Origin of the sequence: Candidatus Proelusimicrobium excrementi (assembly GCF_937881865.1) — a bacterium.
Lineage (GTDB): Bacteria > Elusimicrobiota > Elusimicrobia > Elusimicrobiales > Elusimicrobiaceae > Proelusimicrobium > Proelusimicrobium excrementi.
This window is the reverse complement of sequence record NZ_CALGEO010000085.1, coordinates 1-10,232: the sequence shown is the minus strand read 5'-3', so window position 1 is coordinate 10,232 and position 10,232 is coordinate 1. Positions and strand designations below refer to the sequence as shown.

The window sequence follows — 10,232 nt, the reverse complement described above, 5'->3', positions numbered from 1 at the left end:
GAAGCTTATTTTGAGCATTTTGGAAATGCGCCGCTTTATAGAAAGCTACAAGCCTGCGGTTTGCATAGGCATGGGGGGATATATTTCATTCCCGCTGATATTTACCGCTCATTTTATGGGCGTTAAGACTGCCGTGCACGATTCCAATTCTAAAATAGGTTTGGCGAATAAAGTTTGTTCAAAGTTTACGGATATGTTCCTTTTGGGGCTGCCCGTGGATAAAAAAATAAAAAATTCCTATTTGGTAGGCACTCCGATAAGGGAGGAGTTCCGCCTGAAAGCTTCCGTCGAAGAGCAAAATTATTGGACTTTCGTTACGGATTTCTCAATAAACGTTCTTATATTCGGCGGCAGCGGCGGCGCGCGCGCTTTAAGTATCGCCGCGGCCAAGACCGCAAAAGATATGCTCGGCAAAACCAAAAGGCTTCACTTCCTTCATATTACGGGCACAAGGGATTATGAAGAAATTAAAAACATATACGGCGATACCGAACACGTAGAACTTATCCCTTACGCGGAAGATATCCACGCCCTGATGAAAGCCGCGCATATAGTTATATCGCGCGCGGGGGCCAGTTCTCTGGCGGAAATTTATTCCATGGCGAAGCCCGCTATAGTGGTTCCTTTCCCTTACGCCAGCGACGATCACCAATATTGCAACGCAAAAATATTCGCCGATAAGGGCTGTATAAAACTTATTAAAGAAGGCCCAAATCTCGCGGAGGATCTTGACCATGCTCTTAGAGAGCTTTTGGCTTCGCCCAAAACGCTTAAGGAAATGTCTGCCAACTTCGGCAATTTGGTTTTGCCCAGCCCTTTAAAAGCGGCGGGGCGCATTGCTGATATGGCGGAAGCTTTGGCCGGGGCCCGTCTTAATAATTTTTAATTTTCCTCTTCTCGGCGGCGTTCGGGGATTTGCGTTTTAGCGGTACTCCGCCTTTTTGTATAATATAGACAATGTTAAGCACCATACTGTTTATATTTGTTGCTCTTATAATCATAGTCCTTAACGGGTTTTTCGTTTTGGGCGAATTTTCTTTGGTTAAAGTGCGCGGCACCCGTTTGGCAGAGCTTGCCCGCAACGGCGGCTATAAGGAAAAACTGGCTCTTCAGGCCCATGAACAGATAGATAATTATCTCTCTTCCATACAAATAGCCATTACCATGACCAGTTTGGCTTTGGGCTGGGTGGGCGAACCTTCCGTCGGCAAACTTTTGGGCTGGGCCTTGCCTTGGCTTGTTCCGTTCCTGCCGGATGCGGCTTTGTATACGGTTTCTTTCGTGCTTTCCTTCCTGATAATTACGTCTTTGCACGTCGTTTACGGGGAGCAGGTTCCTAAGCTCTTTTCCATAAAATATCCGGAAAAGACTCTTCTTTGGTGTATCGTTCCGCTGCATTATTTTTATGTAATAACAAAAGTCTTCAGGAAGATTCTCGTCGTCGTCGCTTATAAGAGCTTGCAAATCGCGGGGATTAATCCCCACGTGGAAGAAGCTCCTTTAAGCCAAGAAGAGCTTAGAATGATGTTCTCAAAATCGCAGGAGGGCGGCAAGTTTTCTTTAAGAAGGCTTATGATGTTTGAAAATCTTTTTGATTTCGAGCAGGTTCTCGTTAAAGAAATAATGACGTCCAAAGATAAAATTTCCGCTTTAAAAAAGTCCAATTCCTGGCCGGAAAATTTGGCGATTATCAAAAAGCGCAAATATTCGCGCTATCCTCTTTACGAAGCCTCTATAGACGACGCCAAGGATTATGTTCTTATAAAGGAAATGTCTTTGGACGCTTTAAGCGAACATTCCGATCAGCCTATTGAGGAAAAATATACTTATCCCCTTTTAACTTTGGACGAAAACACCCCGGTCGAAGCCGCACTGAGGGAGTTCCAAACAAAAAGAAAGCATCAGGCTTTGGTAAAGAACGCCAAGGGGGAAGTAGTCGGTTTGCTTACTTTGGAAGACGTACTGGAAGAACTCGTCGGCGAAATCCGCGACGAATACGAAAAGCCCAATACTTACCGCTTAAGCAATTTCTTTATGCCGGCGGCTTCCATAATAAACATAAAAGCGGCCGATAAATTTGAAGCTTTCGACCGTCTTTTAAACGCTATGTACGCCCAGCGGCCGATATTTTCCAAACAGCAGGCGGGGGAGTTTATCGTCAACAGGGAAAAGCTTATGTCCTGCGTGTTTGCAAAAGGTATAGCCATTCCTCACGCCAGGGTGGCCTCTTTAAGCGAGCCTATGGTCTGCGTGGGAACTTCAAGAAAAGGCATAGAGTTTGAGCCGGGTAACAACGTCAAAATAATTTTTCTTGTTTTAACCCCTTTTAAAGAGCCTGCGGCCCAGCTTAAGATTTTGGCCGAGCTGGCGGCAATATCTTCCAACAAAGTAATGAAAGAGCATATCTTAAAAGCTTCCAGCCCCGCCGAAGTGGCCGAAATCTTTTTGGCTTTTGAGAACACCGTCCCGGATTAATGCTTTTCCGTATTTTTGCCGCCGCCTGTTTTTATGGGGAAGCTTCGGCATAAAATGTTATAATTTAATATTATGTCTTTTGTTTCGCCTTTACAGGCTTTGTGGGCGTCCGTTTTTATAACGGCGGTATACCCGGTGGCGGGCAAATTCGCCGTAGGTTACGTGTCGGCCCCGGCGATACTCGTACTCGGCACTTTGGGAACAGTCCTTTTATATTTGCCGTGGCTGTTTAAAAATAATTTGTGGGGGGAGCTTTTCCGCAGAGATTTGATTATAAAATTCGCCGCGGTGGGCTTATTCGGCACGGCTTTGCCGTTTTTGCTGATTTTTATAGCCTTAAATTACACCACCCCGGCAAATTCGGCGATATTAAATCAGACGGAAGTGATTTATTCCTTGTTCCTGTCGGCTTTGTTTTTGAAGGAATATCCTTCCCGCAGGCAGCTAACCGGTACGGCTTTGGTTGTTTGCGGCGTCGTAATGCTTTTGCTGGGGGAAGGCTTCAGCGTAAAGCTTAAAGGCGATTTGATAATTTTGGCGACGGTGTGGATGTTTCAGCTGTCGCATATAGCGGCAAAGAAGCTTCCGCGCGATACGCCCGACAGCCTTATAGTTTGTGCAAGGGCTTTATTCGGTTTTTTGTGGACTTTGCCCCTGGCCGCGGCTATGGCTTTTTTCGGGGTTTCTTTTTATTGCAAAGCCTCTTTAAGAAGCGCGCTTATATTGCTTTTTATAGCGGTTTTCAATAATCTTATAGGCAATATATTTTGGTATAAAGCCATAAGGAATATGCCGCTGGCCAAAGCCACGGCGGTAATGTTGGCGTACCCGGTGTTTACTTATATTATTTCCGTTTGCGCCGGTTTTGACAAATTCAGTTTGATGCAGATTTTCGGCCTTGCGCTTGCTATGGGCGGGGCCTATATGGTAACAAATACTATCAGGAAGGAAAACTAAAAATGAAACTTGTACTCTTTGATATAGACGGTACCCTTTTAAACACCGGCGCGTTCGGCGTCAAATCTTTGGAGAAAGCCGCAGAAAATATTACCGGCAAGAAGCCTAAATACGATTTAACTAAATTTATAGGTATGTCTGATAAACATAACTTCGCTTATATGTATTCCTGCGCCGCCGGCAAAGCGCCTTCGGCCAAACAGCTGGAAGCCGTCAAAGAGGAATATCTTTCCCTTCTGCCGTCGGAACTTGCCGCTCTTAAGAAAAACAAAAAATACAAAGCCGCTTCCGGCGTTGAAAAATTTATAAAAACTTTGTTGTCCTTCCCGGACGTTAAATTGGCTTTGGCCACCGGCAACGTGGAAGAAGCGGCCAAAATAAAATTGGCTCCGGCGGGGCTTGATAAATATTTCGTTACTGGCGGTTTCGGCTGGGACGGCGCGGAAAGAACGGAACTTTTAAAAGCGGCGGTAAAGCGCGCTTCAAAAACTTTTAAGCATAAATTTACTCCCGATGAAGTTTACGTTATAGGCGATACTCATTTGGACGTCGTCGCCGCCAAAGAAAACGGCTATCACAGCGCCGTGGTAAAAGAGGCCGGCTTGGCCGATAAAGAGCGTCTTTTAAGGGCCGCGGCCGAAGCGGAAGTCGATACTTTTAAAGACGAAGAACTGCTTTTGGTGTGGCTTGATTTGCGCCAGGATCCTAAAGGCGTCGAAAAAGGTTCTTACATAATGCCCGCCAGCGCAATAGAACACGTATTCTTCAGCCGCACCGGCATTGACGAACAAAGATTAAAAATGTTCAGAATAAAAAAATATTCCGATTTGGAGTCCGGCAAAATATGGTAAATTGGCAAAACGGGGCTGAAAGTTTTATCGACGCCGTTTCTTCCGGCAGTGCTACGCCGGGCGGCGGGGCCGTGGGCGCTTTTGCGGCGGCTAACGGCTGCGCTTTGGCGATGATGTCCGTTTCCGTTACCATGAAAATGAAATCAACGGATGCGGAAACCAAAAAAATTATGAACGAAGTTTTGGACGAATTTATTATTCTGCGCGACGAGCTAAAAGAATGCTATATAAACGACGCCAAAGCTTACGAGGAATATCTCAGCGCAAAAAAACTGCCGGCGGCCAGCAAAGAGCGCGCGGAATATCTTAAAGAGTCCCTCGCGACTTGCGCCAAAGTTCCTTTGGACACCGCTTTAAAAGCCGTAAAAACTTTGCAGATGACCGACGAAGTCGAACCCAGAATTTCGCCCGTAATAAAATCGGACGTAATCTGCGCCCGCATAATGCTTAAAGCGGCGATAGCCTGCAGCGTGGAAAACATAAAAGCCAATTTGCCTTTTATAAAGGACGAAGCTCTGATAAAGGAACTGGAGGAAAATATCCGTTTCCTGCAAACTTTTTGTAATCCAGCCTTATAAAAAAGGCCGGTTCTGGTATATAATATATATATGAAAGAAGAAATCACCGTCAAACCTTTCAACGCCGAAGAGGCCGTCTTGAATATTTTGCCCAAGGCGGGCCAGCCGGAAGCCGGCTTTCTTGCGCTTAAATTTAAAACGGAAGAAGAAGTTTCCGCCATGGCAAAATCCGCGGAGGAAATCCGCCGCGATATTCTTTTGCCTGAAGGCATAGACGGCGATTATATTATAGCCAAAGTTTTACTTAATGAAGTTTCACTTAAAGCGGCCCAAATCCGGGTGGAAATTCTCCTTTCCGCCCGCGCGGCGGCGGAGCTTTGTTCAAAGCTTGTTTTAGACGGTAAATATTTTAAGCTTTTGCTTAACGCTTACGCCTCGCCCGCTTCCGAAAGAACTTTTATCAAACGGTGGGGGGAACTTTCGGCTTCTTTTGAAGGCGAAGTCGATTTTAATTCCAAGGAAGCTTCAAAAATAGTTGACGCTTTGCTGGAAGAGGCTTCAAAGCTGGAAGAGCTTTCCCCTAAGATAATTGAGGAAAACGAAGCCTTTATCGAAGAACTTTCAAAAAATAAAAAGCTTTCTCAGTCTATGGCGGCGCGCCTTGCGGATTATTACGTAAAACCTTGCGCAAAAGCGTTAAAGCCTGCTTTTGAAAACATTTTAAAAGAAATTCAGGCTGCGGAAGCTTCTTTTGCTTTGGCTTATGATTTTGCCGCACGCGTTTTACTGCTTAATCTTACTGCGGAAGAAGCCGCTTCGGCCGCGGTTTTGTCAAAAGAAATAAAATATAATGTCCTTCCCGAGGACTTGCAGTTTCTCGCTCTTAAATATCTTAAACTAAAAACGCCCAAGGAAATCGCGGACACTTTGGAAGCAGTTTTAAAAAGGCTTCCTTATGCGGACTTTCAGGAGGAGAACCTCTCTTTGGCGTTTAAAGTAATGACGGACGCCTGCGGGGATACTTTGCTTAAGGCGGAAAGGGAAGCTTCGTACAACCGCGGCAAAAAATTATTTTTACGCAGTGTGGCTTCCAACAAACATTTTAACGGATATGAAGATTTGCTTACATCCGCTTTCTACGGCAAAACCGACAAGGACGGCGTTGAGGAAAGATTTATTTCCGTTCTTAGAAATTTGCCGCACAATAAAGATATTTACGAAAACGCCGACATAGCTGTAAAAGTTCTTTTGGGCAAACTGCCCGAGGCCGACGCCGAAACTCAAGCCCTTTTCAGGAAGGAAAATAAAGTTCTTTATAGCGCCGGCAGTCTTGAAAGCGAAGCGGTTGAAAGTTACTTGGGCACCAAAGACCGCGCCGAAGTTCTGCGTTTTTTAAGGGAGCGTCTTTCCGCTTATGAATTTTGGAAGTCCGACGACGCAAAATACGGCTTTGCGCTGAGTTTGCTCGTCGGCGAACTTAACGGCAATATAACGCCCTTTGCGGCTTCTTTGGGGCTGGATATGCTCCAAAAGAATTGGCCTGAAGCGAGCATAGACCTTGTTTTAAAAGCTTTGCCGGCCCATACTAATTTTACTAAGCAAAGCATACTATCCGCTTATGAAAAGTTCTATTTGGTTTCATCGGATCACGAAGACGCCGCCAAACGCGTATCAAATATGCTCCAGTAGTTTTATCGGCGTTTTGCGTCCGGCGTATTGTATATAGACACATTTTATTGATAATTTGCTAAACTGTTTTTTAGAGGGAATTTTAATATATCAGAGGGAAAAATGAAATATTGGGTATATCTTAACGATCAAGTGTTGCCGCAGCCTTACGAAGCGGCGGAATTGTCATCTATTCCGGGGTTTAACGAACAGACGTTAATCTGCCCCGAAGTTACTCCTGACGGCGAAGAACAGCAATGGTCTGCCGCAGGGGAACTTATTAATTACTCCGCGCCTCAGCCTGCCGCGCTGGAAGAGGCTAATTATTCCGTTCCGGACGACTTCGCCGAGCCGCAGGACGTTTATGACGCTTCCGCGGAATATACTCCCGCGCCTTTGCCGGATTCTTACGGCAGGGAGGAAGCCGCTCCCGTCGAGCAGAGCTCTTCCAGAGAACAAATTTTACTTGATAAATTAGAATACCTTATTAATGAAGTCGCCGGCCTTAAAAAAGACATAGCCGTCATTCACGAACAGCAGGCCGCCGCAATGACTATGTACTCCGCCGCGCCTGCCGCTTCCGAGCCGGCAAAAAAAGACGGCCCGATAGTTAAAGACGCCGAGGCTTTAAAAGCTTTTCAAGAGGCCCCTCTTATTCCCATGAACGAAGGCGATATTCCCGAAGAACCTATTGAGGAAAAGGACTCTTCTTCCGGGGAAAAAAACGGGGAACCGGTTGTTATAAAGGCTTCCGCCGATGATAACTTGCCCAAAGACGTCCCCAATAACGATGATATATTGGAATCGGCCATAGAGAATACCATAAGAATGAAAACCGTCTCGGAAAATACCGCCGGGCAGGTTGCTTTTGATTTGGCCGCCAAGAAAACCATTGAAATAGCCTCAAAAGAAGAAGAAAAGAAAGAAGAGCCCAAAGAGGAAGAAAAACCTGCGGAAGAAGAACTCCCCGCTTTGAAACTTGCCGAAGAAGAACCTGAGGAAAAAGTCGAAGCCCCCAAGGAAGAATCTTCCGAATCTGAAATATTGGAAGTCGCCGCCGTCGGAAATAAGGAAGAAGAAGCGATTTTAAAAACTTTCGCGGAAGAAAAGAAAGAAGAAGAAAAAAAGAACGAAGCCGCCGACAGAGAACTTCAGGAAATTGAAAACGATTTGCAAAAGGACATCAACGAAATAGCCGAACCCGTGGAAGAGCCCGCGTCGGAACCAGTTTTTGAAAGAGTTGCGCAAGAGGCGGCTTCAAACGTGCAAGAACCGGCCTATGAAATGGAAGAGCCAGCCTTAGAGCCGGCTTTACCAGTTGAAGAACCGTCCCCTGTGGCCGCGCCCGAAGAACCTGCCCCGGCAATTGAACCCGAAGAACCCTCGGCGGAGCAGCAGCCTGCCGAACAGCCGGCCCCTGTGCAAGAAGAAGCTCCGGCCCAAGGCGAGATGAGCGCGCTTGACGCTCTCACGAGGCCGCCTTCAGGGCAGGCCGCGCAGGAACAGCAGGGCACCGCCCAGGTTGAAAGCGTGGATGACAAGTTCCTTAAAACTTTTACCAGCAGTATTGAAGAGGTCTTTTTGGATCAGCCAACTTCAATTATTTCCGACTACGTCCCGCCTACTATAAGCGCGGATAATCCTTTGTATGACGAAAATGACGCTCCCCAAATGCCTGCGGCTCAACCTCAGCAGGAGGCTCAGGCCGGCATGGCTGATTTAACCGCTCATCCGGCTGATGACGTCCGCCAGGTAAAGCGCATTAAGCCTGCGGCTATTAAGACTGTTCCTATGGTTGCCGCCGGCGATCCTATCGGCGCGGACTACAATACCCCCAATATTGAGGAAGCCGTAACGGAACTGCGCACTCAGTCTTCTTTGGTGAAAGGGCTTAAATCATTTGCGCTTATGATGGTTTTGCTGTGCGCCGTACTCGGCTTTGTGGCGGTATTGGCGACTATGGGCATTTTGTCCAAAGACGTCAGCCCGATACATTATATAATTGATAAAGTTTCCGGCCCCGGCGTTGAAGAAACCCCGGATTTACAGGCTCCCGCCGCAGGCGAAGAAGCGACTGAGCCCGAAGAAGACCCCGCCAAATTAATGGCGGATAATATAATCCGTACGGTAAAGAATTATACTTTTACCGATGCCTCCACTCTTGAAGCGAAGATTAGGGCCGCACACAGAAACAATGCGGACCTTATCCAATGGAGCGCGGAACCGGCGGTTGATCCGGCTTATTACTCTATAGCTGTAAAACTTCCGCCAAATAATGAGGGATACAGCCTTACGTATCGTTTCAACTATAATACCTCAGACGGATCTTTGACGCCGACGACTTCGGAATCAAATAATATAATGGCTTACACCGTCCCGTCCGCGCAGGCGGCTCCTGCTCAGGCCCCTGCGGCCCAACATGGAGGCGGCTCCCCAAGACCTATTTCGGCGAGGGGCAGATAAATTTAGGCCGGCGAAAGCCGGCCTTTTTTATTTTATTCCGTCTTGCTGAAAATAGGCCTAAAGGCCTATAAGGAGATAGGGCCAAAGAACCTTGAAGAGTGCGGAATAGTTTTTTAAAATAAGAATAAAGGAAGTAAAAATACTTGGAGGGAAGAGGAAACCATGTTAAAGAGGCTTTTAGTCGGAATAATATCATTAAATATATGTTTTTCCAGTTTGGCGTATGCGCAGTATCAGCCGGTGGAGGAGTTAACGGCAGAGGAAGTAGAGATGTATATGTCAAGCGTAGAGAAGAAGGAGAAAGGCTTGCCCACGTCAGTGAAAGTGATAGGCGGAGCGGCGGCGGTATTGACATTTGCGTATGCGATAAATAAGATAGCGAAGAACCCGAAATTAGGTGCATATTACGTAATGTCGCAGGATCCAAGGGCGTATGCGATAATGATGAAGCATGCGGAGAAGAAAGCTGTAGGAGCAGCGGCGAAGAATGCGGTACGTGCGGAAATGGGGTTGGAAAAAGCGGCGATGCAGAGGTGGAACTCAATCCAGCGGCATTCCGGGAAGATAAAACAGATAAACAGGGCGAACTATTGGAAGTCGGTGAAAGCGATACAAGCCGGAGAATGGGGGAGAGCGAACGAGTATTTAGCGAAGTATAAAAGAGGTTCTGCGATGTTAAAGAGGCCCATCGGCGCTTATTCCAAAACCGGCAAGATGTGGTTAAAAGCGAAGAAAGCCGGGAAATGGGGCTTATTTATAGGCTTGACGGCGTATGTGATTTTTGGAGATAACAACAAAGAAGAAACGGCGATAAGCAATAACAGAGCGCAGCTTGAGAGAGAAATCAGGAAAGTAATGAAAGAGGATGTGGACTCAATAGCGTTATTCATATATAATTTGCCTGAGGACCAACAGCAAGTAGCGTATGGGATATTGTCAGAGAATCCGGCTGTATTTAACGCGGTAAAGAAACAGATAGAAGAAGCGTTCAGCCCAGCTAACATCCAAGCGGCGGAAGAATATTATGAGGCCGTAGAAAGCTCAGAATATACGGACGAATTGAACAGCAGCATAACTGATACGTTGAACAGCGGCGGCTGGAACTGGGACGTAGGATTTTAAGAATTAGGGAAAGGAGTAAGATTTAGCCCCCGGCGAGAGCCGGGGGTTTTTGTTTTGTAGTATTTAGACGTTTTGTGGATATTTTAACTCGCGTGTTGATAAATTCTCGCGGCTAGCACTTATGGTTAAGCAAAGCCTTATACTGCACCTTGCGCCGCTCTGATTTTTAAAAGAATAT

At 46.4% G+C, this 10,232-nt stretch carries 8 protein-coding genes; all 8 read left to right on the top strand.

Annotation, left to right across the window (positions count from 1 at the left end; translation table 11 throughout):
• Positions 1-886, top strand: an 886-nt coding sequence (locus tag ACQY26_RS04005) for a UDP-N-acetylglucosamine--N-acetylmuramyl-(pentapeptide) pyrophosphoryl-undecaprenol N-acetylglucosamine transferase (protein WP_428047822.1), incomplete at its 5' end; no start/stop codon positions are given.
• Between the two features lie 71 nt (positions 887-957).
• Positions 958-2,475, top strand: coding sequence for a CNNM domain-containing protein (locus ACQY26_RS04000; protein ID WP_428047820.1), 1,518 nt, complete (start codon positions 958-960; stop codon positions 2,473-2,475).
• Between the two features lie 72 nt (positions 2,476-2,547).
• Positions 2,548-3,432: a DMT family transporter gene (locus ACQY26_RS03995; RefSeq protein ID WP_428047819.1), complete on the top strand. Its 885-nt coding sequence runs from the start codon at positions 2,548-2,550 to the stop codon at positions 3,430-3,432.
• Positions 3,433-3,434: 2 nt separating this feature from the next.
• Complete coding sequence (locus ACQY26_RS03990) at positions 3,435-4,283, top strand: HAD family hydrolase (RefSeq protein ID WP_428047818.1); 849 nt, start codon at positions 3,435-3,437, stop codon at positions 4,281-4,283.
• Positions 4,277-4,861, top strand: coding sequence for a cyclodeaminase/cyclohydrolase family protein (locus ACQY26_RS03985; protein WP_428047817.1), 585 nt, complete (start codon positions 4,277-4,279; stop codon positions 4,859-4,861). The genes ACQY26_RS03990 and ACQY26_RS03985 overlap by 7 nt, the downstream gene beginning before the upstream one ends.
• A gap of 30 nt (positions 4,862-4,891) precedes the next feature.
• Positions 4,892-6,490, top strand: a complete 1,599-nt coding sequence (locus ACQY26_RS03980; RefSeq protein ID WP_428047816.1) for a hypothetical protein — start codon at positions 4,892-4,894, stop codon at positions 6,488-6,490.
• Between the two features lie 102 nt (positions 6,491-6,592).
• Complete coding sequence (locus ACQY26_RS03975) at positions 6,593-8,932, top strand: hypothetical protein (RefSeq protein ID WP_428047815.1); 2,340 nt, start codon at positions 6,593-6,595, stop codon at positions 8,930-8,932.
• Positions 8,933-9,094: 162 nt separating this feature from the next.
• Positions 9,095-10,054 carry a hypothetical protein gene (locus tag ACQY26_RS03970; protein ID WP_428047814.1) on the top strand — a complete coding sequence of 320 codons (960 nt, stop codon included), beginning with the start codon at positions 9,095-9,097 and terminating at the stop codon, positions 10,052-10,054.
• The last annotated feature ends 178 nt before the right edge of the window (positions 10,055-10,232 follow it).

Bases quoted from the DNA above. Each gene is read 5' to 3' on its own strand.
- ACQY26_RS04000 (WP_428047820.1), top strand. From the start codon at position 958: ATGTTAAGCACCATACTGTTTATATTTGTTGCTCTTATAATCATAGTC.
- ACQY26_RS03995 (WP_428047819.1), top strand. From the start codon at position 2,548: ATGTCTTTTGTTTCGCCTTTACAGGCTTTGTGGGCGTCCGTTTTTATA.
- ACQY26_RS03990 (WP_428047818.1), top strand. From the start codon at position 3,435: ATGAAACTTGTACTCTTTGATATAGACGGTACCCTTTTAAACACCGGC.
- ACQY26_RS03985 (WP_428047817.1), top strand. From the start codon at position 4,277: ATGGTAAATTGGCAAAACGGGGCTGAAAGTTTTATCGACGCCGTTTCT.
- ACQY26_RS03980 (WP_428047816.1), top strand. From the start codon at position 4,892: ATGAAAGAAGAAATCACCGTCAAACCTTTCAACGCCGAAGAGGCCGTC.
- ACQY26_RS03975 (WP_428047815.1), top strand. From the start codon at position 6,593: ATGAAATATTGGGTATATCTTAACGATCAAGTGTTGCCGCAGCCTTAC.
- ACQY26_RS03970 (WP_428047814.1), top strand. From the start codon at position 9,095: ATGTTAAAGAGGCTTTTAGTCGGAATAATATCATTAAATATATGTTTT.